Genomic DNA, 24535 nt, shown 5'->3' on the forward strand with positions numbered 1-24535 from the left:
GCCGGGGTGGCGCTCGGGCTATCCAAACGTGAACGCGTACGCCTCGACGCCGGCGCCCAGGAAGGCGACCTCGACGGTGAGCTCGCGGACCGGCCCGCGCTGCCGGATCAGGTGGTGCAGCCGCCCGTCCCGGAGCGTGCCGCGGCCGTCCTCGTCGATGTCGGTCCCGCGATGTCGGCCGGGCGCCTCCCCGTCGAGGAAAACCTGGAAGGCAACGGGTCCGCCGGCGCCCGGTGAGACCACGAGGTGCACGTCCCGGGCGTGGAAATGGCAGGCGATGCTGCCCTCCGGCCCGGCGAGCACGATCTTCTCGGGATCGGGCCGCCATTCGCCGGCCGTACCCCATTGGTTGAAATGCAGGTAGGCGCGGCCGCCCGGATCGGCGCCGCCGCCCAGATAGATCTCGGGCGTGCGCAGATGCTCCCAGTCGGCCGCCGCCTCGACCCCGTGCCCTTCGACGGTGGTCGTCAGGGGGCGGCCGATCCCGAGCAGCCGCTGCAGGGCGCGCTCGGACTCCTCGTACGATCCCTCGCCGATCTGGAAGTCGCGGATCACGCCGTCGCGGTCGGCGAAGTAGAGGGCGGGCCAGAACTGGTTGTCGAAAGCTGTCCAGATCGCGGCGCCATTGTCGATGGCGACGGGGTAGTCGATGCGTCGCTCGGCCAGGGCGTGCCGGACCAGCGCGGGATCGTGCTCGAACGAGAACTCGGGCGTGTGCACGCCGACCACGACCAGCCCGTCGTCGCGGTAGGCGTGCCGCCAGGCCCGGACCCAGGGCGCCTGCCGGATCCAGTTGATGCAGGTGAGCGTCCAGAAGTTGACCAGCACGACGCGGCCGTCGGTCTGCGGCGGTTCACCGATCCACGCGGTCGCGCCGTCCAGATTCATGGCGCCAAGTGGTGGCCGACTCGGAACACGATGCCGTCCGGGTCGGCGTACGCGAACTCGCGCATCTTCCACGGCGTGTCCTCCACCTCGGAGAGATGGCCCTCGACGCCGGCCCACTCGCGGCGCACCGCGTCGGCGTCCGAGACGTAGAGGTAGACCGACGTGTGCGAGTGTCCGTGGCCGTGATCGTCCTCGGCCAGGTGCAGGGAGACGTTGTCCCGGTCGGCGAAGGCGTATCGCTGCGGGCCGGCGTAGGCGCGGACGGCGAAACCCAGGCGGCGGTAGCGGTCGATGGCGGCGTCGAGATCGCGTACGGGCAGGATCGGCGCGACGCTGGCGAAGGTCATGTCAGTCATAGTGCTGCAACCGCGGCCACAACGTGCTCCACGGCTCGGCCAGGCGGCACACGTACACCTTGGCCTCGAGCTCCTCGTTGTCGACGCCCTCGCTGTTGTGCAGGGCGGCGCGGGCCTCGCAGTTTCCGCCGAGCAGGGTGGGCGGAGCCTGGAAGACGACGAGCGCCACGGTCTTGTCGTCGGGCGGCGGGCCGTAGTGGTGCAGCTCGTTCTGTCCGCTGTAGACCTGCGGCAGCCCCTGGCCGTAGCGGTCGAGCGCGCCCGCCTCGCCATAGTTGCCGGTGAACAGCACCGCCCGCTGCTTGTCCTCGGCCGGGAGCGTGGCGTAGACGTCGGCGACCTGCCGCACGTACTCCTTCCAGCCGACCTGATCGGCGATCGTTCCGTTGAGCCCGGCGAAGGTCCTGGCCGGCACCAGCGGCAGCGCCGTCACCACGCCGAAGGCGGTGAGCAGCACGACCGCGGCCCCGAGCACCACCTGCCGCACGCGATGGCCGCGCACCCAGCGCTCGGTCGGCACGACGCCGATCGCGTAGAGCCCGTAGAGCAGCCCCATCGTGTAGTAGGGCTGGCCGGCGATCACAAAGACCAGCAAGAGCATGATCGGGTACGCGACGGCCAGCGCGCGAATCCGTCGCAGCCGCGGATCGCGGACCAGGGTGACGATGCCGGCGATCCAGATCGGTGGCACCGCGAGCAGCGCGAACTGAAGCGGCAGCAGCTGGGCTCGCGACTCCTGTCCCTTGTTCTCGGACAGGGCCTGCGCCATCTTCGACTGCGGGAAGTCGTTGACCACCTGGTAGATCAGGTTGGGCAGCCCGACCACCAGCGCCACTCCCACGCCCGCCCACAGCCACGGCGACAACAGGACCTTCCGCGGCCCCACCAGCAGCAGCGACACTCCCAGGCACAGCAGCAGCAACACGACCAGCAGCTTGTTGTAGAGCCCGAGCCCGGTGACCAGCCCCGCCCACAACCACGCCGGCCCCGACTCGCGCAGCAGCGCGCGCACCACGAAGTAGATGACCCCGAGCCAGACCAGCAGATCGGCGTTCGCGGTCGACGCGACGTGCGCGGCGGAGAGCGGCACCGCGCCCAGCGCGCCCGCCGCGGCGAGCCCCTGTGCGACCGCCCGGCCGCCGACCTCGCGGGCGATGGCCGCCGCCACCAGCGCCGACAGCCCGAGCAGGATCGCCGCCGGGATGCGCATGGCCCACACGTTGTCGCCGAAGATCTCGATGGCGAGCCGGCCCAGCAGCGGCGTGAACGGCGGCTCGTCGACGTATCCCCACTGCGGGTGCTGCCCGAGCATCCGGAAGTACAGCTCGTCGCGGTGGTAGTCGTAGCCGCCGGCCGTCCCGACCAGCAGCGCGGTCACCGCGGCGGCGATCGGCCAGACCAGTCGGGATCTATCCACTGTGCTGGGTGACGGTGGCGGCATGGGCACATGGTAGGGCGTTCGCGTGGTCTGCTGGGGGGCATGAAGGTTCTGATCGCGGGCGGCGGGGTCGGCGGGACGGCTACGGCGCTGGCGCTGCGGCGGGCCGGGATCGACGCGGTGGTCTACGAGGCGCATGCCGCCGGCGGGGACGACGCGGGGGCGTTCCTGACCGTGATGGCCAACGGGATGGCAGCGCTCGAGACGATCGGGGCCGCGCGTGCGGTGATCGAGGCGTCCTACCCGGCGACGGCGGTCAGCGTCGAGGACGCGGGCGGCCGGCAGCTGGGCAACCGGCCGATCGAGGGGATCGCGCGGACGCTGACCCGGGCCGCGCTCTACCGGGCCCTGCAGGAGGTGGCGCGCGAGCGGGGAGTTCCGGTCGTGCACGGCAAGCGCCTGGTGGACGCGGCCGTGGACGGCGGCGTCGAGGTGCGGTTCGCCGACGGTGAGCGGGCGTCGGGCGATGTGCTGGTGGGGGCCGACGGGGTGCACTCGGTCACCCGGCGGCTGATCGACCCGGACGGGCCGGCGCCCCGGTACACGGGCGAGCGGGTCGTCTACGGCTACGCCGACGGAAACCCGGGTGACGGCGAGCCGGAGGCCTACCGGATGGTGTTCGGGAGCCGGGCGTTCTTCGGGTTCACGGTGCCGGGGGACGGGCGGACGTGGTGGTTCACGCGGATTCGCGGCGAAGCGCAGCCGGCGGCCACGGATTGGCGCGAGATGGCGCTCGCGGCCGCGGGGGACGACGCGACGCCGGCCGCGGCGATCATCAGGGCGACCCGGGACGAGGAGGTCGTCGGCGGGAACTCCTACGACATTCCGAGCACGCCGCGGTGGCACGGCGAGCGGATGGTGCTGGTGGGGGACGCGGCCCACGCGGCCTCGCCGGCGGCGGCGCAGGGGGCGTCGATGGCGCTCGAGGACGCGGTCGAGCTCGCATCGGCGCTGGCCGCGCATGCCGAGCCGGCGGAGGCGTTCGCCGCCTACGAGGCGGTGCGGCGGCCGCGGACCGAGGAGATGGTCGCGGCGAGCGCGCGGATGAGCGGTGGTCAGGCGAGGTCGTAGGGGTTCCGGCTGAAGACGAAGCTGGCGATGTCGAGCTTCGCCGCCTTGCCGTCGGCGTCCCGGAGGACTTGCAGCACCTCGCCCTCGTTCTCGCCGGCCGTGCCTCGCCAGCGGTCGGGGGCCTCGCGGCTGAACCGGGACCAATGGTTCGGGCCGGTCATCTCCGCCGCGTCGCCGGCCGCGCTGATCTCGTACTCGCGGCCCATCCACCACCAGCGGCCGGTCAGCTCGGCGGCCTCGCCGGTCGGCTGCGCGGTCGGCTGCCACGGCTGCGGCGTCTCCGGCTCGCCGTCCAAAGCCGCATTTAACGCCGTAAGGGCCACATCTCGGATATGGGTGTTTGTCAGCCCATAGGAATTGGCGAACGCGATCACGCCCAGCCGCGTACGGCGATGCACGGTCAGCTGGGCGATGTAGCCCGGCATCGAGCCGCCGTGGCCGACGAAGACGCGCTCGCCCGAGCGGAACAGCTGCAGGCCGAGGCCGTAACCGCCGGTCCACGACTCGAGGTCGCTGATCACGACGGGCGCGCACATCTCGTCGACGGTCTCGCGGGGGAGGACGGTCGGCGCCGGGTCGGTCAGGAACGCGGCCCACTTCGCCATGTCGGTGACCGTCGACCAGAGCTGGCCGGCGGGTGCCATCGCGCCCGAGTCGAAGCGCGGCTCCTCGTGCAGGCTGCCGTCGAGGGCGTGCACGACATAACCCCGGGCGAACGGCTCCATCGGCGAGTACGTCGTGCGCTTCATCCCGAGCGGATCGAGCACCCGCTTGCCGACCAGGTTCGCCCACGACTCCCCGGTGACCCGCTGCAGCACCGCGCCGAGCAGGCCGTACGCCAGGTTCGAGTAGCGGTAGCGCCGGAACGGCGGGCCGGACAGCTTGTCGTACCCGAGATCCGCCAGGAGCTTGTCGACGTCGCCGCCGGTGTTGCGCTCCCACCACGGGCCATCCGGTTCACGCTGCAGGCCCGAGACGTGCCCGAGCAGCTGGCGCAGCGTCACCCCGCCGATCGGCGTGCCCGGCAGATGGCGGTAGAGCAGGTCGTCGAGGGCGAAGAAGCCCTCGTCGCGCATCTGCATGACCATCGTGGCGGTCAGCGTCTTGGTGATCGACCCGATGCGGTACTGCGTCTTCGCGTCCGGCACCGGGTGCGCGCCGACCCCCGCGAAGTGCAGCACGGCGCGGTCGCGCACGATGGCGAGCGCCAGCGACGGCGTACGCCCGTCGGCCTGCGCCCGGGCGGCGATCTCGTCGACCCGGCGGGCCGTCTCCGGCAGCAGCGACACGGTAGACCCTCTCGACATGATGACTGTTCTGATTAACTGCTCGGCACGCGACGGAGATGCGGCATCGCGGAGCGTGCGCGAGCGTGTCACGATCGAGGTGTGGAAGCGGTTCTCTGGATCGTGCTCGGCATCGCGTTGGCGATCGCCGAGGCTTTCACGGCCACCCTCCTGATCATCTTCTTCGCGGTGGGCGCCCTCGCCGCGGCCGGTGCCGCCGCGCTCGGGGCCCCTCTCCTCGTCCAGGTCATCGTGTTCGCCCTGTTCTCCGGGCTGTCCGTCGGAGCGCTACGCCCGATCATTCTGCGCCACGCCAAGTCCGCCCTCGAGAGCGGCGACACGCCGTTCGGCATCGAGGCGATGGAGGGCCGGCACGGCGAAGTGATCGAGGAAGTCGACGGCGGCCACGGCATGATCAAGCTCGAGGGCGAGATCTGGCAGGCCCGCTCCTTCGACGGCACCGAGAAATACCTCCCGGGCGAACGTGTCCGGGTCGTCAAGGTCGACGGCGCCACGGCCATCGTGTGGCGCGACGATCTGCCCAACATATAGAGAGGCGCCATGGAAGCAGTGATCGGCGTACTGGTAGTCGTGATCGTGGTGTTCGCCATCGTCACGCTGCTCCGGTCCATCCGCATCGTTCCGCAGCAGCGGATGGACGTGGTGGAGCGCCTGGGCAAGTACAAGCGCACCCTGACCCCGGGACTGAACGTGCTGGTCCCGTTCGTCGACGCGGTGCGCAGCAAGGTGGACATGCGCGAGCAGGTGGTCTCCTTCCCGCCGCAGCCCGTGATCACCTCCGACAACCTGGTCGTGTCGATCGACACGGTCCTCTACTTCAAGGTGGTCGACCCGGTGCGGGCCACCTACGAGATCTCCAACTTCCTGCAGGCCATCGAGCAGCTCACGGTCACGACGCTGCGTAACGTGATCGGCTCCCTCGACCTGGAGCGCGCGCTGACCAGCCGCGAGGAGATCAACCGCCACCTCTCCACGGTGCTCGACGAGACCACCGGCCGCTGGGGCATCAAGGTGACCCGGGTGGAGATCAAGGCGATCGAGCCGCCGCCTTCGATCCGCGACTCGATGGAAAAGCAGATGCGGGCCGAGCGGGAGCGTCGTGCCACCATCCTCAACGCCGAGGGCCACAAGCAGGCCCAGATCCTGACGGCCGAGGGTGAGAAGCAGGCCGCGGTGCTGCGCGCCGACGGTGACCGGCAGTCCCGCATCCTGCAGGCCGAGGGCCAGGCCAAGGCGATCCGCACGGTGTTCGACGCGATCCACCAGGCGAACCCGTCGCAGAAGGTGCTGGCCTACCAGTACCTCCAGGCGCTGCCGCAGATCGCGAACGGCTCGGCCAACAAGGTGTGGATCGTCCCGACCGAGCTGACCAAGGCCCTCGAAGGTCTCGGTGGCGCTCTCGGCGGGCTGGCCAACATGGCCGGCGACGTGCCGTCCTCGCAGGTGGACGCGGCGTCCGTCGAGCGCGAGGCCGAGGCCGCGGCGCAAGCGGCCGCGGATGCCGCGGCCCAGGTGGATGAGCAGGTCCGGGTGGCGGAGGCCCAGGTTTCCGCAGATCCCGATCGTACGGCCGCACTGCCGGCGCCCGAGCCGATCCCGCCGTCGGCCGCCCTCGGCGGGGCCGACTACAACGGCGTGGCCCAGCAGGAACGCGCCTGACCCGCTGAAACGAAACGGCCGGCCCGGGGTCTTCGGGCCGGCCGTTCTCTGTTTCCTACTTCCTACTTCTTGGCCTTCTTGGTGGCCGCGCTCGGCTCCTCACTGGGGGCCGCGCTGGGCTCGGCGCTCTGGTCGGCGCCACCCTCCTCGCCCGCGCCCTGGTCGCCGCCGGCGATGCCCGCGGCGGCCTTGGCGTCGGCCAGCGCCAGACAGGTCGTGAGCAGCGCCTTCTGGGCCGAGGCCACGGCCGCGGCGGCAGCCGCGTTCTGGTCCGCTGCGCCCTGCTCGCCCGCGCCGGCTTCCTCGCCCGCGCCGGCTTCCTCGCCCGCACCGGCTTCCTCGCCCTGGCCGGCCTGCTCGCCTTCGCCGGCCTGCTCGCCCTGGCCGGCCTGTTCGCCCTCGGCGGCCTGCTCGTCCTCGGCTGCCTTCATGGCCTTGGCCCACTTCGTGGCCAGCTTCTTGTTCTTGGCCTTGGCCGCCGCGGCGCCCTTCTCGCCCTCCTGAGCGGCGCCCTGCTCCTCGGCGCCCTGCTGGCCCTCGGCCGCGGCCGCGTCGGCCGCGAAGGTGTCACACGCCAGCTCGAGCGCCTGGGCCGAGGCGAGAGCGGCGTCGTCGGCGCCCTGCTCCTGCTGCGGCGCGAGCTTCTCGCCGTCGCAGATCACGTCGCCACCGGCGATCTCCAGCGCCTTGCACTGCGACACGTCGAACTGCTGTCCCTCGACCGAGATCACATCGGCGGCCTTCGGGGTGGTGCTGGCGTTCGCGAGCTGAACACTGGCCAGTCCGGCCGCCGCCAGAACGCCCCCGACGATCACGGCGCCTATGACCTTCCGCCGGTTGGGGCTCTGGTTCCTTCGGTACGCGCGCGATCTCATCATCACTCCTCGTTCGTGGACGTCGATGTGGTCGGTCGGCCCCCAGTACGGACCCGACCCGCGACGGGGTTCAAAGCGGATTGCCGCCACCCCGGTCAAATCGCCCTCTGTGGGCGGTGTTTCCGCAGCTCGCGCCCTTCCAAAAGAAATTCGAAATCGGTCGACCCAGTTCACCCTTCCGGCGTCGTCCCCACCGACCCGGCAGCGCCGAGTCACCGTCCTCGCATCACTCACGGTGACGAGCGGACAAATCGGACTCAGGCCCTGTGCGACTTTCCGGGAAACGCCTGCGGAGCCACCGGCCATTTGGAATGCTCTGGCGCAGGATCCCGACCGGTTGCCCCCGGGCCGCTCGGCTTGAGCCCAGGCGAGGCGGAGCCATGAGCAGCAGCCATCACCACACGGCGAGCGGGAGGCCGCTGCGGGTCTCTCCGGCGTGGGTCGGCGGCGCCCGCCCGGCCGCCGGCTCGGCGGACCAGGATCACCTCCTTCCCGTACGGGAAGCGGTCTGGATCTGGTCCGTCCGCCGCTACGCGAGGCTGGCCCTCTGGTCCCTTCCCGCCGCCGCGGTCCTGGACGGCTGGCTGACCCTCGGCATAGACACCCCACCCGGCCCGCTGGCCGTGGCCCTGACCGCCGACTGGCTGTCCACCATCGCCATGATCGCCCTCACGGCCCTGCTGACCGCCACCCGAACCCGCCGCGCCGCCATCCTCGGCCTCCTGACCGGCGTAGCCGGCACGATGCTCACCCTGCCGCTGACGGCTTTGCCCCCTGGGGTCCCGGCCGAGGGCGCCCCTTTGACGTCGGACCAGCTGGAGGTGGCCGCCACGGTGGCAGCGGCGGTGAGCGGCGCCGGGTGGCTGGTGCTGGGCTGGGCGGTCTTCCGCTCCCGCCTGGTCAACCCGGCCGACGGCATCCTCCTCATGCTCGCCGCCGCGGCGATGGGCGCCGGCTCATACGCTCGCCAACCGCTGCCTACGGTCGGAGCGCTGTTGCTGCTGGCGGCCGGCACGGGCCTCGCTTGGACGGGCGCTCGCTTGATCCCCCGGGCCTGACCGCCGCCCTGCTCCGCGCTGCCCCCGCCCCGCCACCGGCGTCGCCGGCCTGGCTGCGCTGTCCCCGGCGTTGGGCGGCTGTCTCGGTCGGCGAAGGCAGGTTGGCGCTTCGGTCGGGGCGCGAGTGTCGTACCCGGGTGGCATGCTCCGGAGAGTGGCGCGCGAAGGGCGCCGCCGCGGGAAGGAGCGGTCATGGCCAAGGTGGTCGCCGACATCTCGGTGTCGCTGGACGGGTTCGTCACCGGGCCGGAGGCCTCGCCCGACATGGGTCTCGGGCGCGGCGGTGAGGGCCTGCACACGTGGGCGCTCCAGCCCGACGCGATCGACCGGGCCGTCCTCGAGGAGTCGGTCGCCGCCACGGGCGTGGTCATCATGGGCCGGCGGTTGTTCGACATCGTCGACGCGCCCGACGGGTGGAACGACGAGATGGGCTACGGCGCCGACCTGGCCGCCCAGCCACCGGTCCTGGTCGTGACCCGCAACCCGCCCGACAAGGTGCGCCTCGCCGACCGGGTGACCTTCGTCGTCGACGGCATCGCGAGCGCGGTCGCCAAGGGCATCGCCGTGGGCGAGGACCGAGACGTCGTCATCATGGGCGGCGGCGAGACGATCCGCCGCGCGATCGAGGCCGGCCTGGTCGACGAGCTGCGCCTGCACCTGTCCCCGGTCCTGCTGGGCGACGGCGTCCCGCTCTTCGCCGGCGCCGCACCCCGCGCTCTGAGGCAGATCCACGTCCGGCCCTCGGGCCACGCCACCCACCTGACCTACCGGGTGGACTGAGGCTTATCAGGCGTCTGGCTCAGAGGCGGGGTGGCCGACGGCTTCCAGGAAGGCGGTAGCGGCTGGGGTCGGGTTGAAGTCGTTCCAGGCCAGGTATTCGACTCGGGCGGGGCCGTTGGTCACGGGGATCGTGACCAGGTCGTCCATGCCGGCCACGAAGCGGGACGGGAGCAGGGCCACGGCCAGGGATTGGCGGATCAGGCCGATCATCAGGTCGGTGGACATGGCCTCGAAAGCCACGTCGCGGGTCAGGGCGGCGGCCGCGAAGGCGAGGTCGCTCTGGGCGCGGCCGGGGGTGCCTGCCGGGAAGTCGGCGAAGGGCTCGGGGGCGAGGGTGGCCAGGTCGACGCGGGGCAGGCCGGCCAGGTGGTGGCCGGTGGCGAGGACGGCCACGTGGTGGTCGTGGTTCAAGACCCGGTAGCGGACGCCGCGCGGTTTGACGGACTCGGGGAGGCCCAGGACGGCCACGTCGACCTCGCCGGCGCGGATGCCGGCGGCCAGGTCGTCGCTGCCCGCCGAACGTAGGGCGATCCGCACGAGCGGGTGGGCGCTCAGGAAAGCGTGCAGGGCCGCCGGCAGGTCGATGCCGGTCACGGTGGGGATGATGCCGATGGTCAGGCGGCCGCGGATCTCGCCGGTGGCGGCTGCGGCGTCGGCGGCGGCCCGGTCGGCGGCCTCCAGGCAGGCCCGGGCCGCGGGCAGGAAAGCCTCGCCGGCGGGGGTGAGGGCCACCCGGCGGCTGGTGCGGGCAAAGAGCTTGGCGCCCAGCTCGCGCTCGAGCGCGGCGATCTGATGGCTCAACGCCGACTGCACGACCAGGCATTGCTTGGCGGCGCGGGTGAAGTTGCCGGTGGCCGCGACGGCCAGGACGTAGCGCATCTGCTGCAGTTCCACGCATCTATCTTGATATGAGATCGCTGTGTTGAAAAGTATGTGTTGGACTCATCGATCGGAGAGGCCGACGCTGAAGGCATGACCATCACGGCTTCTCCCTCGACCAAGGCACCGACCCCCGCCGCTGGCGGGCGGGTCGCCACCACTGCCATCACCGCGTTCGCCCCCGCCGTCTGGGGCACCACCTACGTCGTCACCACCGAGCTGCTGCCGGCGGGACATCCGCTGTTCGCGGGCCTGATGCGCGCGCTGCCGGCCGGCCTGCTCGCGCTGGCGATCACCCGGCAGCTGCCGCACGGGATCTGGTGGTTCCGCGCCCTGGTCCTGGGTGCGCTCAACATCGGGGCGTTCTTCCCGCTGCTGTTCCTCGCGGCCGAGCGGCTTCCGGGCGGCGTGGCCGCGACGCTCGGCGCGACCCAGCCGATCATCGTCGCGTTCCTGGCGGTCGTGATCCTCGGTGAGCGGCTGTCGGGTTGGCGCCTGGGCTGGGGCCTGGTCGGCGTGGCCGGCGTCGGCCTGGTCGTTCTCGGGCCGAACGCCGCACTGGACGTCACCGGCATCGCGGCGGGACTGGCCGGCGCGGCGGCCATGGGGCTGGGCGTGACCTTGACCAAGCGGTGGGGCCGCCCCGAGGGCGTGCGCCCGATGGCCTTCGCCGGTTGGCTGCTGACGGCGGGCGGGCTGGTCCTGCTGATCCCGGTGTCGCTCATCGAGGGCATCCCCGACCACATCGACGCCCAGGCCGTGGGCGGCTACGTGTGGCTGGGCCTGATCGGCGGGCTGCTGGCGTACACGCTGTGGTTCGCCGGCCTGCGAGTGCTCCCGGTGACGGCGACGGCCCTGCTCGGACTGCTGTCCCCGCTGGTGGCCGCCGTGGCAGGTGTCGTCGTACTCGGCCAGACCCTGACGATGCCCCAGGTGGCAGGCTTCGCCCTCGCGTTGGCCGCCCTGGTCGCCGGTCAGCTCACCCCGCAGGCTCTCAAAGACGCTGTGAAGGTGGCGCCGCGTCAGGCCGAGTGACGCCAGACGATGGGCGAGGGGAGCAGCAGGCCGCGCTGAGTGATCTCCTCGCCTCTGACCTGGCGCAGCACGAGGTCGGCGGCGTGTTCTCCGATGTCGCCGGCCGGCTGGTGCACTGTGGACAGGTGGGGGCGGGTGCGCAGGGCCCAGGAGCTGTCGTCGAAGCCGACCAGGCCCACGTCGCCGGGGACGGTGCGGCCGGCCTCGCGCAGGGCCTCCATGGCGCCGGCCGCGATGGCGTCCGAGGCGGCGAAGACGCCGTCGATGGCCGGGTCGCGTTCCAGCAGCGTACGCATGCCCTTGGCGCCGCAGGCGAAGTCGTAGAGGGGGACCTCGGCGACCAGGGTCTCGTCGAACATGTCGCCCAGGGCGCGGCGGAAGCCGGTCAGGCGGTCGGCGCCGGAATCGCGGTCCACGGCGGCGGCGATCATGCCGACGCGGCGGCGGCCGGTGTCGACCAGGCGGCGGGTGATCTCCTCGGCGGAGGCCAGGTTGTCGATGCCGATGTACGGGATCTCGGGGTGCAGGTCGCGCGGGTGGCCGACGAAGGCGGACGGCAGGGCCAGGCCGCCGACGACCTGGATGATCGGGTCGTGGCTGCGCGCGGAGACGATGATGGCGCCGTCGACGAAGCCGCCGCTGAGGTAGCGGGTGATGCGGGCGGTGTCGCGTTCGGAATCGACGACGAGGTTGACCATCTGGTAGTCGGCGGCGGACAGGGTCGCGTTGGCGCCCAGCATGATGCCGCCGATGTTGGGGTCCTCGAGGAACAGCTCGTGCGGCTCGAGCACGATGAAGCCGATCGCCTGGGACCGCTGCATGACCAGGTTGCGGGCGGCCGTGTTGGGCACGTAGCCGACCTCGCGGATGGCCCGCTCGATCGCGGCGCGGGCCGACGACGAGACGTAGCCGCCGTTGAGCACGCGGCTCACCGTGCCGCGCGAGACCCCGGCGGCGGCCGCGATGTCGTGCACGGTGGCCCTTTTCCCAGTACGCGAACTCACGGCTGAACTCTAACTTTCTCCCTCTTGACGCTGGTCAGCGCCAATCCTAGTGTGTGCACGTTCACACATCAGACCTCGGCAGTGGATGTCGGGGAATTGTGTGCACGTGCACAGGGAGGCGACCTTGATCACGCTGGGCTGCGACTACAACCCGGAGCAGTGGCCGGCCGAGGTGTGGGCCGAGGACGTCGCGCTCATGCGGGCCGCGGGCATCGGCCTCGTCGCGATCAACATCTTCGGCTGGTCGGATCTCGAGACCCACCCGGGCGAGTACGACTTCAAGCGCCTCGACCGGATCGTCGAGCTCCTGCACGAGAACGGCATCCGGATCAACCTGGGCACCGCGACCGCCTCGCCGCCGCCGTGGCTGGTCACTCGGCACCCGGAGATCCTGCCGATGGCGGCCGACGGCACCCGCCGCTACCCGGGCGGCCGGCAGGCGTTCTGCCCGAGCTCCCCGCTCTTCCGGCGGCACGCGCTCGACCTGGTCGAGCAGGTGGCCCAGCGCTACGGCGCGCACCCCGCGGTCGCCCTCTGGCACGTCTCCAACGAGCTGGGCTGCCACAACGCGCTGTGCTACTGCGACGTCTCGGCCCACGCCTTCCGGAGCTGGCTGATCAACCGGTACCGGACGCTCGACCGGCTCAACCAGGCCTGGGGCACCGCCTTCTGGAGTCAGCGCTACGGCGACTGGAACGAGATCCTCCCGCCGCGGCAGGCGCTCTCCCTGCGCAACCCCACCCAGATGCTCGACTTCCACCGCTTCTCGTCGGACGAGGTGCTCGCCCACTACGAGGCCGAGCACGAGGTGATCAGGAAGCACAGCACGATCCCGGTCACCACGAACTTCATGGTCACCGCGCACATCCGCGACCTCGACTACTGGCGCTGGGCCCCGCGGATGGACGTGATCGCCAACGATCATTACCTCGACCATCGGCTGGGGGATCCCGCCGCCGAGCTCAGCTTCGCCGCCGACCTCACCCGCGGCCTGGCCGGCGGCAAGCCGTGGATCCTCATGGAGCAGTCCACCGGCGCGGTCAACTGGCAGCCGCACAACCTGGCCAAGCGCCCCGGCGAGATGCTGCGCAACACGCTCACCCACGTGGCCCGCGGCGCCGACACGATCTGCTTCTTCCAGTGGCGGGCCTCGGCGCAGGGCAGCGAGAAGTTCCACTCGGCGCTGCTGCCGCACGCGGGCACCGACAGCGAGCAGTGGCGCGAGGTCCTCGAGCTCTCCGGAACTCTGCGGAAGCTGGCCGACGTGGCCGGCGCCGCAGTCGAGGCCGACACCGCGGTGCTGTTCGGCTGGGAGTCGTGGTGGGCGGCCGAACAGGAGGGGCGGCCGTCCACCGCCGTCAGCTATCTCGATCAGGTGCACGCGGCGTATCGGGGGCTGCGCGAACTGGGCGTGACCGCCGACGTGGTCAGCCCGGACGGTGACCTCGACCGGTATCGCTTCGTGATCGTGCCCGGCCTCTATCTGGTGACGGACCAGCAGGCCGCGCGCATCACGAAATATGTTCAAAAAGGCGGCACCGTGCTCGTCACGTTCTTCAGCGGCATCGCCGACCAGGACGACCGCATCCGGCTCGGCGGCTACCCGGGCGCGTTCCGCGAGGTCCTCGGCGTCAGTGCCGAGGAGTTCTTCCCGCTCAAGCCGGGTACGACCATCGCCCTCGACAACGGCGGGACGGCGAGCCTCTGGTCCGAGCGGCTCCGCACTACAACCGCCAAGACCCATGCCGCGTACGCCGACGGCCCACTACCCGGCGTTCCGGCGATCACCAGCAACCAATTCGGCGCCGGACATGCCTGGTATGTCGCCACGGCCCTGGACCCGATCGGGCTGCGCGACGTCCTGCGCGCGGCCGCCCACCAGGCCGGTGTGGAGCCGACCGGCCCCGAGAACGACGGCGAGGTAGAGGTCATTCGTCGCCATAAAAACGATAAATCGTACGTCTTCGCGATCAACCATGGCGCTCGCTCGATCGAGCTCGCCGCGCAGGGGACCGACCTCATCAGCGGCGAACAAGTGAGTGGCCGCTTGAAGGTGACGCCCGGAGGCGTACGCGTCATCGAAGAGAAAGGCCGACGGCCGTGAAGCACCGCGCCGCCATCGCCTTTTTCGTCACGCCGTTCGCGGCCTTGTTCGCGCTCTTCTACCTGATCCCGATCGGGTACGCGATCGTGCAGTCGCTCTACAAGGTCGAGCGCACCGGAACCTTCGGCCCGGCGACCGAGGTCTTCGGCGGTCTCGCGCAATACCGCCGGGTCTTCAGCGACTCGCCGTTCTGGCACTCGGTCGAGCGGGTGCTGCTGTTCGGGGTAGTGCAGGTGCCGGTCATGCTCGGGCTCGCGCTGGTGCTGGCCCTGATCCTCGACTCTGGCCTGGTCCGCGGCAAGCGGTTCTTCCGGCTCGCGTTCTTCCTGCCCTACGCGGTGCCGGGCGTGGTCGCGGCGATCATGTGGGGCTACCTCTACTCGCCGAACCTGTCGCCGTTCACCGCGGTCACCGCGAACGTCGACTTCCTCAGCGCCGACCTCGTGCTCTGGTCGATCGCCAACGTCGTGACCTGGGTCTATGTCGGCTACAACATGCTGATCATCTACTCGGCGCTGCTCGCGATCCCGCCGGAGATCTACGAGGCCGCCAAGATCGACGGCGCCGGCCAGTTCCGGACGGCGTGGTCGATCAAGATCCCCATGGTCATGCCGGCGATCGTGCTGACCACCGTGTTCTCGATCATCGGCACGCTGCAACTGCTCGCCGAGCCGCAGGTCTTCCGCTCGTTCAGCTCGGCGGTGACCAGCACCTACACGCCGAACATGACCGTTTACGCCACCTCGTCGGTGCCGAACTTCCACCTGGCCGCCGCGTTCTCGGTGGTGCTCGCGCTCGCCACGTTCGTCCTGTCGTTCTCGTTTCTCAAGTTCACCCAGCGTAGGGGGGTCCGATGACCCGCCGCGCCGTCGCCATGCTGGTCATGGCGGTCTGCACCGTGTATTTCCTCACCCCGTTGTGGTGGCTTTTCGTCGGCGCCACCAAATCCGGCGGGCGCGGCGTCGGCCTCTGGTTCGAGAACTTCCAGCTCGGCTCGAATATCCGTGCGGTGTTCACCTATCAGGACGGCATTTTTCTTCGCTGGCTGGTGAACAGCATCGGCTACACGGTCGGCGCCGCGGCGCTCGGCACGCTGCTCGCCGGGATGTGCGGCTACGCGCTCGCGAAATACCAGTTCCGCGGCCGGGAAATGCTGTTCAACGTCGTGCTCGGCGGTGTGCTCGTGCCGGCCACCGCGCTCGCCCTGCCGCTGTTCCTGCTGTTCAGCAAGGCACACGCGGCCAACACCTTCTGGGCCGTTTTCCTGCCCAGCCTGGTCAACCCGTTCGGCGTATACCTGGCGCGGATCTACGCCGCCTCGTCCGTTCCGGACGAGATCGTCGAGGCCGCGAGAATCGATGGCTCCGGCGAGGTGCGCACGTTCTTCACCCTTTCCGTACGCCTCATGGCCCCGGCCTTCGTGACGATTTTCCTCTTCCATTTCGTGGCGGTCTGGAACAACTTCCTGCTGCCGCTGATCATGCTCGGCAACCAGAAGCTCTTCCCGGTCACGCTCGGTCTCTACACCTGGAACTCGCAGGTCGACCAGCGGCCGGAACTGCGGGGGCTGGTTCTGGTCGGCGCCTTCCTGTCGCTGGCGCCGATGATCATCGCTTTCCTTTCCCTCCAGCGGTTCTGGCGTAGCGGCCTGGGCGCTGGATCCATTAAATGAAGGAGTTGAAATGCGACGCACCCTTGCCGTCCTGCTCTTGTCGGCTCTCTCGATAACCGCGTGTTCGTCCGGTGAAACTGAAGACGCGACAGCAGGCGCCGCGAGCTGCGCGCCCTCGAGCGGCCCGGTCACGCTGACCTTCACCTCGTGGGTGCCCGACATCCAGAAGGTCGTCGACATCTGGAACAAGGCCAACCCGAACATCCAGGTCAAAGTGCAGACCGGCCCCAACGGCAACGGCGGCACGTATCAGAACTTCTTCAACCAGCTCAAGGCCGGCAACGCGCCCGACCTCGGCCAGATCGAGTACGACGCGCTGCCCAGCTTCCGGGTGCAGGACGGGCTCACCGACCTGGCCGGCTGCTCCGAGGTGACCGGCGCCCAGGGCCAGTTCGTCGACTGGACGTGGAACCAGGTCAGCTTCGGCGAGCAGGGCCACGTGTACGCGGTGCCGCAGGACGCCGGCCCGATGGCGATGTTCTACCGCAAGGACCTCTTCGAGAAGAACCACATCCCGGTGCCGACAACCTGGCAGGAGTACGCGGACGCGGCGGCCAAGGTGAAGGCGGCCGGCGGCTACATCACCAACTTCTCCAACAGCGACATCAACCAGTTCGCGGGCCTGGCCTGGCAAGCGGGCGGCCACTGGTTCGCCAACGACGGCACGAACTGGACCGTCAGCCTCACCGACGAGCCCACCACCAAGGTCGCCAACTACTGGCAGGGCCTGATCGACAAGAAGCTCGTCTCGGCGGTGCCGCCGTGGACCGACGAGTGGAACAACGCCTACAACGAGAGCAAGGCCTGGACCTGGGTGTCCGCGGTCTGGGGCGCCAACTCGATCGCGACCGGCGCGCCCAAGACGGCCGGCAAGTGGGCGGTCGCGCCGATGCCGCAGTGGACCGCGGGCGAGAAGATCGCCGGCAACTGGGGCGGCTCCTCGACCGCCGTGTTCAAGGGCTCCAAGCACCCGTACGAGGCGGCGAAGTTCGCTCTTTGGCTGAACACCTCGAACGAGGCGCTCACCGAGCTCAACAAGGTCGCGCAGCTGTACCCGGCGACCAAGGCCGGCGCCACCCTCCCAGCGCTGTCGCAGGGCGTCGAGTTCTACGGCGGCCAGAAGATCTATGACGAGTTCGCGACCGCGTCCGGGCAGGTCAAGGCAGACTTCACCTGGGGGCCGACGATGACCCAGACGTACGCGGACGCCTCCGACGGCTTCAAGGCGGCGGTCTCCGGGCAGGAGACGCTGATCAAGGCGCTGCAGGACGCGCAAGCCAGCACGATCCAGACGCTGAAGTCGCAGTCCATCCCGGTGAAGGAGTAGACGGAGTCTTGGTGGCGCACATCGAATCGGACGGCTCGACCGTTGTCCTGCACACCGCTCGCACGACGTACGCCCTCCGCCTGGAGGGGTCGGTCATGGCCCTGCACTGGGGTGACCGGCTCTCCCTGGCTGACGCCGCGGCCCTGCCGTCCTGGCGGTCGCCGTTCGGGGACACGTTCGAGGGTCCGATCGATGGCGCGTCCGACTTTCCCACCAGCGGGTTCGTGCCGCCGGCCTTCTCGTCGCCGCTCGCGGTCGAGGGACACGAGATCCACGACGACACGCTGATCATCCGGTTGGGCCCGGTCGACCTGCACTACCGGGTGCGGCCGGGCACCGACGTCATCGAGCGCTGGTCCGTCGTCCACGGCCCGGCCGCCTTCACCGACCACGCGGCGGCGGTCTGGTGCCTGCCGCAACTCGAGGACTACCGGCTCAGCCACGTCACCGGGGGCTGGGCCCGGGAGGGGACGCTGCGCCGCACGCCGCTGCCGGTGGCCGAGACAACCCTGGTCTCGCGGCGCGGCGTGACCAGCCACGCGTCCAATCCCTGGGTGATGCTCGACGACGGCACGGCCACCGAACAGAGCGGCCCGGTCTGGTCGGCGGCGCTGGCCTTCAGCGGATCGTGGCGCATCACTGTCACCCGTACGGATGCCGGGCGTTGCTCGTTGCTCGGGGCTGCCGGTCATGCCGCGGCGGGCACGCGCCTGGACGAGGGGGAGGAACTGGTCAGTCCGGTCTTCGCCGGGCTGTATGCGGCGGACGGATTCGGCGGGGCGAGCCGCGCCTGGCACGAATATCAAAATCGGTATGTGCGGCCGCACGCCGGCGAGACCCGGCCGGTGCTCTACAACTCGTGGGAGGCCACCGCCTTCGACGTGACCGAGGAGGGCCAGTGCGGGCTGGCGGAGATCGCGGCCAAGCTCGGGGTCGAGCTGTTCGTGGTGGACGACGGCTGGTTCGGGGCGCGCACCAGCGACCGGGCCGGGCTGGGCGACTGGCATCCGAACCCGTCGCGCTTCCCATCGGGGTTGCGGCCGCTCGCCGATCACGTGCGGTCACTGGGAATGGAGTTCGGGCTGTGGGTCGAGCCCGAGATGGTCAATCCGGACAGTGACCTCTTCCGCGAGCACCCCGACTGGGTGTTGCATCGCGGGCCGGCCACCTCGCTTCGTCACCAGTTGGTGCTTGATTTCACCCGCGATGACGTACGGGAATGGGCGCTGGCGTGGCTTGATGAGTTGGTGCGGTCCGCGGGACTGGCGTTCCTCAAGTGGGACTTCAACCGGCCGTTCACCGAGGCCCGGCCGGAATCGTGGGTCGGGCACGCGATCGGCGTCTACGAGGTGATCGACCGGCTGCGCGCACGGCACCCGGGGCTGCGGATCGAGGCCTGCGCGGGTGGCGGCGGCCGGGTCGACCTGGGGATGCTCGCGCGTACCGATCAGGCCTGGACCAGCGACAACACCGACGCCTTGGACCGGATCAAGATCCAGAGCGGATACACCCAGACGTACGCGCCGGGGAGCATGGTCGCCTGGGTGACCGACAGCCCGAACCCGATCACCGGACGGCGGGTGCCGTTGCCCTTCCGCTTCCACGTGGCGATGGCCGGGGTGCTGGGGATCGGCGGCGATCTTTCGCGGTGGACGCCGTCCGAGCTGGACCTGGCGATCGCCCTCATCGGCGAGTACCGGGAGTTCCGGGACGTCGTGCAGCATGGGAGCCTTCATCGGCTCCGGCCCGCCGATGCCGGGCTGTCGGCGTGGCAGTACAACCTGGGCGGGCGGACCGTGGTCTTCGCCTGGCGGGTGTCGGGTGCGGACAATGCTCCGCTTCGGCTACGCGGGCTGGATCCCGGCGGCTCCTATGCGGATAAATCGGGCAGATTGTTTTCCGGAGCCGCGCTGATGGCGGCGGGGCTGCCGGTCGACCTGCCGTTCCGGGGCGAGCCGGTCAGCGAGATCGTTCAGTTGACCGCGCAGGGCGACCCGTTCACCGAGCAGGAGTCCGGTGTGTCCGACCCGTCGGCCCGGTCGAAGTGAAAGCGCAACCGGCCGCTCGCGCCGGCCGCGAGCGGCACCGAGGAGGTCCAGGTGAAGGTGTGTCCGCGCCGGCTCAGCGTCGGCTGCGGGAGCGACTCGAGCCAGGAGGTTCGCAGGTTTCCCGGATAGGTCAGCGTGACGACCCAGTCCTGGGGCTCGCTCGTGCGATTGATGACCAGCACCTGGCCGATGAAGCTGTCGTCGTAGGAGTTGAGGACGCTGTACTCGCCGGTCACGGCCGGTTGCTCGGGTTTCTCCGTCTGCTCCGGCGTGGGCCTGATCACCGCGGGAATGGTCCGGCTGGTCTGCGTGGACGGTTTCGTCGAGGCGGGTGAAGGGGGAGTCGGGACAAGACTCACCGGGGCCTGCGGGCCGGAGGTCGTCCCCGGGAGGGTGAACGGCGGCTCCGGCGGGGGCAGGGTCTGCGGCTGTGAATGCCCCGGAGTGAGCCGGATGATCGTGACGGCGGTAAATCCGATAAGCGCGAGGACGCCGACGATGGTGGGGATCCACGGCAGAACACGCATATTGCCGGATTTTTCGTGCATTTGCCCTCATCCCGGTGAAAGCTCGCAACCCGGCGATAAGGGTATCGATCGATTGTCATGCGGGAAAGCCCGAATTTCGGTCGCGAAAAGAATTCAGCGGCAGAGTTCCCAGAAAGCGATCGCCGCCGCCGTGGCGACGTTCAGCGAGTCGACCCCGTTGCGCATCGGAATGCCGACCCGCACATCGCTGGCCGCCAACGCCGTACGCGTCAGCCCCGGCCCCTCGGCCCCGAGCATCAGCGCCGGCCGCGCCCGGTCCTCGGCGCTCAGCTCCTGCAGTGAGACGGAATCCGCGCCCGGCGTCAGCGCCAGCAGCCGGAATCCGGACGCCGAGATCGTCTTGAGCGCCGCGGGCCAGTCCTCGACCTTCACGTACGGGATCGCGAAGACCTCGCCCATGCTCACCCGCACCGCGCGCCGGTAGAGCGGATCCGCGCAGTTCGGCGACAGCACCACGGCGTCGATCCCGAGGGCCGCTGCCGACCGGAAGAGCGCGCCCAGGTTGGTGTGCGTGTTGAGCCCTTCGAGCACCGCCAGCCTGGTCGCCCCCGCGAGCAGAGCCTCCAGCGACGGCAGCTCCCGCCGGTGGAACGAGGCCAGCACCCCGCGGTGCACGTGGAACCCGGTGATCGACTCGAGGACCTCGGGCGTGGCCGCGTAGATCTGCGCCTCGTCGGGCAGATCCTCGAACTGGTCGACCCGCTTCTCGTCCACGAGCACCGACCGAAGCCGGTACCCGGCGCGCAGCGCACGCCGGATGACCAGCTCACCCTCGGCGATGAACAGCCCGTTGGGCGGCTCCCACCGAATCCGCAGCTCCAGGTCGGTCAGCGCACGATAGTCACCGATCCGCGGATCGTCCGCGCCGTCCACCTGAAGAACAACCATCCCGCCATTGTGACGGGCGTGCCTCAGCCGCCCGTGCGGCGGTTGCCGAACTGCTGCCGCTTGGCCGAGACCGTCCCGCGCCCGTGCTGCTGCTCGGCGGTCTGCGCGGCCGCCACGCCGTGTGCGTGCTTCTTGTGCTTGGCCGCCCGCCGGGCCGCCCGGTTGAGAAACTCCTCGGGCTGTTCGTCCTGCTGCTGCTCGTCCTCAACGTCAGACATGCCCGTCAGCCTATCGCCGCCCCCGGCGCTGTGACTCCCCGATGACCACCGAACTCACCACACTCCGCCTCGGGGTGCTCACTCCGGGACCTCGACGTACAGATCGTGGTCCAGCGATAACCCCATTGCCGCCAGGCGCTGGACCGTCCGCTCACGGAAACTGAGCGCCGGCGTCGTGAAGGAGACCTCGTCGCCGCGGTCTCGGCCGCCGGCCAGCCAGATGACCACCATGACGCCCGCGCGCAGACCCAGTTCGGCGCGCGCGACCGCGATCCCGGCGGCGTGCGGCTCGATGGCGTCCAGGAGGGCGGTGACCACCTCCTCGGTGTCCCGAGTGGAGCTTTCCGGCAACTCATAGGACCAGCTACTGAAGCGGCGCGGCGGCCGGTCGTGGCGCGGGGCGGGATCCCCGCGGCGCCAGGCGGTGGTAGGGGCGAGGCCGACCCGGGCGGTGACCTCGGCGGGCTCGAAGAACATCTGGTCCAGAGCGTCGTCGCTGTAGGGCGGCTCGGAATCGTAATTCCGCTCCAGATAGAGATAGGCACGCTGAAGGCACTCGCCGGGGACGCTCACGGCGCTGACAGTACGGGCCGGGCTGCCCGATGTGGTCGGGCAGCCCGGGGTGGTCAGGGGTGGGAGATGTAGAGGCGTTTGCCGGTCGGGCGGTAGCCGACCTTCTCGTAGATGCGCCAGGAGTCGGGGCCGGATGCCTCGAGCCAGGCGATCTCCGTGTCGGCGGCGAACAGGCGGGCGGTGATGTCGGCGGTGAAGGCGGCGGCCAAGCCTCGGCGGCGGTAGGCGACGGGGACGGCGATGCCGGCCACCTCGCTGGTGCCGTTGCTGGGCGGGACCGCCTGGCCGCCGCCGGCGCACTGGCCGGTTGCGGTGTCCACGGCCATGACCGCTATGCCGCCCCGGGACTGCAGGCGGGACATGCGGGTGACCTCGTCCGGCGAAGCCTCGGCCACGCCCGCGAAACCCAGGTGCTGGGCGGCGATCATGGCGGCGCGGTCCTCGTCGGTGGTGGGCACCCGAAGGGTGAAACCCTCGGGAGTGGGCGGGATGGTGAGCGTCTCGGGGGTGCAGATCAGGTATTCGTGGCGCTCCTCGACGGTGAAACCCGCCTCCAGGAGGAGAGTCTCCAGATCAGGGGCGGTGCTCACGACGTACTCGAGACGCGGTTTTCGGTTTTGTTCCTGGAAAGCGGTCACCATCGCGGCGACGTCGGCGGCCGAAATGGGGGCGCCGGGAACCGGGGTGGCGTAGTTGATTCCGGGGTTGTCGGTGCCGGGATCGATGCCCAGGACGAACGGGCCCGAATGGATCGGCGCGGGACGGCCGGAAAGGTTGGACACGACGGACTGCTGGATGCGGGCATCCACGGACAAGGTGATTACCTCTTGGGAATGAGAAAGGGACGATCAAGGACGAAAGAAACGTCGGACCGCCGAATGCCCTAGGCGTCAGGCGGCCGCTCGGCCAACCCGGATCACAGGCTTCATTCCCTCATACCGAAATCCCGCGCCCGCCGCGTGGGAGTGCCCCGAGAGCTTGTCAAAAAGCTCTCGGGGCTGTCAACAGATCATTGGCCGCGGCCGGTCCGCTCCTGCAAGTCGTCGATCTTGCGGGAGGCCTCGGCCTTGGTCAGGCCCTCGGGAGCCTGCTCGCCGGCCTCGGTGGCCAGCGTGTGCAGGTACGACTCCTGGGCGCCGGTCGCCGGTTCGTCGCCGGTCGTCCAGTCGTCGGGGTCCTTCACGGGGTTGCCCGTCGTGACGTCAGCCATCACGTCCTCCTCACCGTCGTCGAACATCTGTGCCACTACCCACGGTGGGGTGGATTCATGCGTCGGCTACTTCAGGTAGCGCAGCAGGCCCAGCTCAGGATGGACGGCGCCGGGCTGGTCGAGGGCCCGGAAGTCGGCCTCGATCTCGGCGAGGGTGAGGCGGCCGGCGCGGACGGCCTGGTAGCGGACGATCGACCAGAGGAAGACGTCGAGGGTGTCGTAACGGGTGTCGCCCTCGAGCACCTCCTCCTCGTGGAACCAGTGCGCGACTCGGCCGTCGGCGAGCACCACGTGCAGGTTGGCGGAGCCGTCGGCGGCGATCGCGAAGACGTCCTCCTCCGGCACCTGGGTCTCGTAGTCGGAATCGACGATGCCGCACTCGTTCTCACCGAACGCGAAGGCGTACGACCAGTCGTACACGTCGATGAATTGCGGCATTTTGCCGGAGCGGACGCGCTGGTCGAAGGCGGCCAGCGCGCGGGCGGCGTCGGCGGGGAGCCGCTCGAGGAAGGGCTCGACGGGGCGGGTGTCGGCGGGCAGCGAGATCGGGGGTTCGTCGGCGAACCAGCGCGCCAGGTCGGCGTCGAGGTCACGGTCGACGTAGCCGGTGAGACCGGCGACGGTGAGAGCCATCGGCGGATCGTATAGATCGCTAAGGTGGCTTCGTGCGCATAGGTTTCATGTTCGACCGGGGGCGGGCGCCCGAGGAGTTGACCGGGTTCGCCGCCGAGCTCGAAGCGATGGGTGCGGACGATCTGTGGGTCGTCGAGGACCTCGGGTGGACCGGGTCGATCAGCTCGGCGGCGCTGGCGCTGGCGGCCACCGAGCGGCTGCGGGTCGGGCTCGGGATCGCGCCGGTCGCGCTGCGCAATCCGGCGCTGCTCGCCATGGAGGTGGGCAACCTGGCGCGGGTGCATCCGGGGCGGCTGGTGGCGGGCGTCGGCCACGGCGTGCCGGAATGGATGCGCAAGGTGGGCGCCGAGACGCCGCGCAAGCTGGCGCTGCTCGAGGAGACGATCGTGGCGGCGCGCGGGCTGCTCGACGGCGACGAGGTGGTGCTGCACGGGCGGGAGGTGACCGTCGACGGGCTGCGCCTGGTGCACCCGCCGGCCGAGGCGCCGCCGATCGTCACCGGGGTGGTGCGGCCGAGATCGCTGGAGCTGTCGGGGCGGGTCGCGGACGGGACGATCCTGGCCGAGGGCGCCGGGCCGGCCGAGGTGGTGGCGGCGCTCGAGCACATCGGGCGCGGCCGCGCGGCCGGTGACCGGCCCGGGCACGAGCTGATCGTGTTCGCGTTCCTGCACGTGGACGACGACCGGGAGCGGGCCGCGGCGGCGGTGCGCGAGGTCGTCGCCGGGCAGGCCGAGTGGCTGGGCGTGGCGCCGGAGGAGGTGTTCGGGCTGTTCGGGCCGGCCGTGGGGATCCCGGGCCAGGTCGCGGCGCTGCGCGACGCCGGGGCCTCGACGGTGGTGCTGCGGCCGATCGGGGACAACCCGAACGCGCAGGCGCGCGCGGCGATGGCGGCGCTTGATCCGCTCCTGGGTGGGTAGGAGGACGATGGGCCCGGCGCGGCAGTACGGTTGTACTGTTCGCGTGA

At 70.4% G+C, this 24535-nt stretch carries 26 protein-coding genes; 12 read left to right on the forward strand and 14 right to left on the reverse strand.

What is annotated here, in order from left to right; all coding sequences use genetic code 11:
- Positions 1 to 18 precede the first annotated feature (18 nt).
- Genes ACQPZX_RS11005 through ACQPZX_RS11015 form a run of 3 tightly spaced genes read right to left on the reverse strand, consistent with a single transcriptional unit; the run spans position 19 to position 2661 of the window.
- Positions 19 to 888 (reverse strand): thioredoxin, encoded by an 870-nt coding sequence (locus tag ACQPZX_RS11005; protein WP_433378066.1) that lies wholly within the window; start codon positions 886 to 888, stop codon positions 19 to 21.
- Positions 885 to 1235 (reverse strand): VOC family protein, encoded by a 351-nt coding sequence (locus ACQPZX_RS11010; protein ID WP_433378069.1) that lies wholly within the window; start codon positions 1233 to 1235, stop codon positions 885 to 887. Before ACQPZX_RS11010 ends, ACQPZX_RS11005 begins: the two co-directional genes overlap by 4 nt.
- A 1-nt stretch (position 1236) precedes the next feature.
- On the reverse strand, positions 1237 to 2661 hold the full coding sequence (locus tag ACQPZX_RS11015; protein ID WP_433378072.1) for a glycosyltransferase family 39 protein: 1425 nt from the start codon (positions 2659 to 2661) through the stop codon (positions 1237 to 1239).
- 63 nt (positions 2662 to 2724) lie between these two features.
- On the opposite strand from ACQPZX_RS11015, the gene ACQPZX_RS11020 reads away from it, so the two are divergent.
- Positions 2725 to 3753, forward strand: coding sequence for an FAD-dependent monooxygenase (locus tag ACQPZX_RS11020; protein WP_433378075.1), 1029 nt, complete (start codon positions 2725 to 2727; stop codon positions 3751 to 3753).
- Here the strand turns inward: ACQPZX_RS11020 and ACQPZX_RS11025 are convergent.
- The gene (locus ACQPZX_RS11025) at positions 3738 to 5042 is read right to left on the reverse strand and encodes a serine hydrolase domain-containing protein (protein WP_433378078.1); all 1305 of its coding nucleotides are present in this window, start codon (positions 5040 to 5042) and stop codon (positions 3738 to 3740) included. The two genes, ACQPZX_RS11020 and ACQPZX_RS11025, sit on opposite strands and share 16 nt — an antisense overlap.
- Positions 5043 to 5141: 99 nt before the next feature.
- Here ACQPZX_RS11025 and ACQPZX_RS11030 point away from each other — a divergent pair, with 99 nt between their 5' ends.
- Complete coding sequence (locus ACQPZX_RS11030) at positions 5142 to 5591, forward strand: NfeD family protein (protein WP_433378081.1); 450 nt, start codon at positions 5142 to 5144, stop codon at positions 5589 to 5591.
- Positions 5592 to 5600: 9 nt separating this feature from the next.
- A complete protein-coding gene (locus tag ACQPZX_RS11035) occupies positions 5601 to 6719 on the forward strand; it encodes an SPFH domain-containing protein (RefSeq protein WP_433378083.1) in 1119 nt (372 codons plus the stop codon).
- Positions 6720 to 6781: 62 nt separating this feature from the next.
- Here ACQPZX_RS11035 and ACQPZX_RS11040 read toward each other — a convergent pair whose 3' ends face one another.
- Positions 6782 to 7534, reverse strand: coding sequence for a hypothetical protein (locus ACQPZX_RS11040; protein WP_433378085.1), 753 nt, complete (start codon positions 7532 to 7534; stop codon positions 6782 to 6784).
- 440 nt (positions 7535 to 7974) lie between these two features.
- On the opposite strand from ACQPZX_RS11040, the gene ACQPZX_RS11045 reads away from it, so the two are divergent.
- Positions 7975 to 8652, forward strand: a complete 678-nt coding sequence (locus tag ACQPZX_RS11045) for a hypothetical protein (protein ID WP_433378088.1) — start codon at positions 7975 to 7977, stop codon at positions 8650 to 8652.
- A 192-nt stretch (positions 8653 to 8844) separates the two neighbouring features.
- The gene (locus tag ACQPZX_RS11050) at positions 8845 to 9432 is read left to right on the forward strand and encodes a dihydrofolate reductase family protein (RefSeq protein WP_433378090.1); all 588 of its coding nucleotides are present in this window, start codon (positions 8845 to 8847) and stop codon (positions 9430 to 9432) included.
- A 6-nt stretch (positions 9433 to 9438) separates the two neighbouring features.
- On the opposite strand, the gene ACQPZX_RS11055 is transcribed toward ACQPZX_RS11050, so the two are convergent.
- On the reverse strand, positions 9439 to 10326 hold the full coding sequence (locus ACQPZX_RS11055; protein WP_433378093.1) for a LysR family transcriptional regulator: 888 nt from the start codon (positions 10324 to 10326) through the stop codon (positions 9439 to 9441).
- 78 nt (positions 10327 to 10404) lie between these two features.
- Between ACQPZX_RS11055 and ACQPZX_RS11060 the strand changes: the two genes are divergently transcribed.
- Positions 10405 to 11346 (forward strand): EamA family transporter, encoded by a 942-nt coding sequence (locus ACQPZX_RS11060; RefSeq protein ID WP_433378096.1) that lies wholly within the window; start codon positions 10405 to 10407, stop codon positions 11344 to 11346.
- Here the strand turns inward: ACQPZX_RS11060 and ACQPZX_RS11065 are convergent.
- The gene (locus ACQPZX_RS11065; protein ID WP_433378099.1) at positions 11334 to 12350 is read right to left on the reverse strand and encodes a LacI family DNA-binding transcriptional regulator; all 1017 of its coding nucleotides are present in this window, start codon (positions 12348 to 12350) and stop codon (positions 11334 to 11336) included. The genes ACQPZX_RS11060 and ACQPZX_RS11065 overlap by 13 nt on opposite strands.
- 85 nt (positions 12351 to 12435) lie before the next feature.
- On the opposite strand from ACQPZX_RS11065, the gene ACQPZX_RS11070 reads away from it, so the two are divergent.
- The 5 genes from ACQPZX_RS11070 to ACQPZX_RS11090 are packed head-to-tail and all read left to right on the forward strand — an operon-like array spanning position 12436 to position 19501.
- Entirely contained in the window at positions 12436 to 14454 is a 2019-nt protein-coding gene (locus tag ACQPZX_RS11070; protein WP_433378102.1) for a beta-galactosidase, read from the forward strand.
- The gene (locus ACQPZX_RS11075) at positions 14451 to 15311 is read left to right on the forward strand and encodes a carbohydrate ABC transporter permease (RefSeq protein WP_433378105.1); all 861 of its coding nucleotides are present in this window, start codon (positions 14451 to 14453) and stop codon (positions 15309 to 15311) included. The genes ACQPZX_RS11070 and ACQPZX_RS11075 overlap by 4 nt, the downstream gene beginning before the upstream one ends.
- Complete coding sequence (locus tag ACQPZX_RS11080; RefSeq protein WP_433378108.1) at positions 15308 to 16126, forward strand: carbohydrate ABC transporter permease; 819 nt, start codon at positions 15308 to 15310, stop codon at positions 16124 to 16126. Before ACQPZX_RS11075 ends, ACQPZX_RS11080 begins: the two co-directional genes overlap by 4 nt.
- 10 nt (positions 16127 to 16136) lie before the next feature.
- Positions 16137 to 17453, forward strand: coding sequence for an ABC transporter substrate-binding protein (locus ACQPZX_RS11085; protein WP_433378111.1), 1317 nt, complete (start codon positions 16137 to 16139; stop codon positions 17451 to 17453).
- Positions 17454 to 17464: 11 nt separating this feature from the next.
- A complete protein-coding gene (locus tag ACQPZX_RS11090) occupies positions 17465 to 19501 on the forward strand; it encodes an alpha-galactosidase (RefSeq protein ID WP_433378114.1) in 2037 nt (678 codons plus the stop codon).
- Here the strand turns inward: ACQPZX_RS11090 and ACQPZX_RS11095 are convergent.
- The 7 genes from ACQPZX_RS11095 to ACQPZX_RS11125 form a co-directional block, all read right to left on the reverse strand.
- Entirely contained in the window at positions 19426 to 20028 is a 603-nt protein-coding gene (locus ACQPZX_RS11095) for a cellulose binding domain-containing protein (RefSeq protein WP_433378117.1), read from the reverse strand. The genes ACQPZX_RS11090 and ACQPZX_RS11095 overlap by 76 nt on opposite strands.
- A gap of 114 nt (positions 20029 to 20142) precedes the next feature.
- A complete protein-coding gene (locus tag ACQPZX_RS11100) occupies positions 20143 to 20937 on the reverse strand; it encodes a TrmH family RNA methyltransferase (protein WP_433378120.1) in 795 nt (264 codons plus the stop codon).
- Between the two features lie 23 nt (positions 20938 to 20960).
- Positions 20961 to 21155, reverse strand: a complete 195-nt coding sequence (locus ACQPZX_RS11105; protein ID WP_433378123.1) for a hypothetical protein — start codon at positions 21153 to 21155, stop codon at positions 20961 to 20963.
- 78 nt (positions 21156 to 21233) lie between these two features.
- Positions 21234 to 21728, reverse strand: a complete 495-nt coding sequence (locus tag ACQPZX_RS11110) for a DUF4279 domain-containing protein (RefSeq protein WP_433378126.1) — start codon at positions 21726 to 21728, stop codon at positions 21234 to 21236.
- A 53-nt stretch (positions 21729 to 21781) separates the two neighbouring features.
- Entirely contained in the window at positions 21782 to 22537 is a 756-nt protein-coding gene (locus tag ACQPZX_RS11115; RefSeq protein WP_433385184.1) for a GNAT family N-acetyltransferase, read from the reverse strand.
- Between the two features lie 200 nt (positions 22538 to 22737).
- The gene (locus tag ACQPZX_RS11120; RefSeq protein ID WP_433378129.1) at positions 22738 to 22965 is read right to left on the reverse strand and encodes a DUF3072 domain-containing protein; all 228 of its coding nucleotides are present in this window, start codon (positions 22963 to 22965) and stop codon (positions 22738 to 22740) included.
- Positions 22966 to 23004: 39 nt separating this feature from the next.
- Entirely contained in the window at positions 23005 to 23571 is a 567-nt protein-coding gene (locus ACQPZX_RS11125; RefSeq protein WP_433378131.1) for a hypothetical protein, read from the reverse strand.
- A gap of 32 nt (positions 23572 to 23603) precedes the next feature.
- Here ACQPZX_RS11125 and ACQPZX_RS11130 point away from each other — a divergent pair, with 32 nt between their 5' ends.
- A complete protein-coding gene (locus tag ACQPZX_RS11130; RefSeq protein WP_433378134.1) occupies positions 23604 to 24488 on the forward strand; it encodes an LLM class flavin-dependent oxidoreductase in 885 nt (294 codons plus the stop codon).
- Positions 24489 to 24535: the final 47 nt, after the last annotated feature.

Source organism: Actinoplanes sp. CA-142083 (assembly GCF_050942195.1).
GTDB lineage: Bacteria > Actinomycetota > Actinomycetes > Mycobacteriales > Micromonosporaceae > Actinoplanes.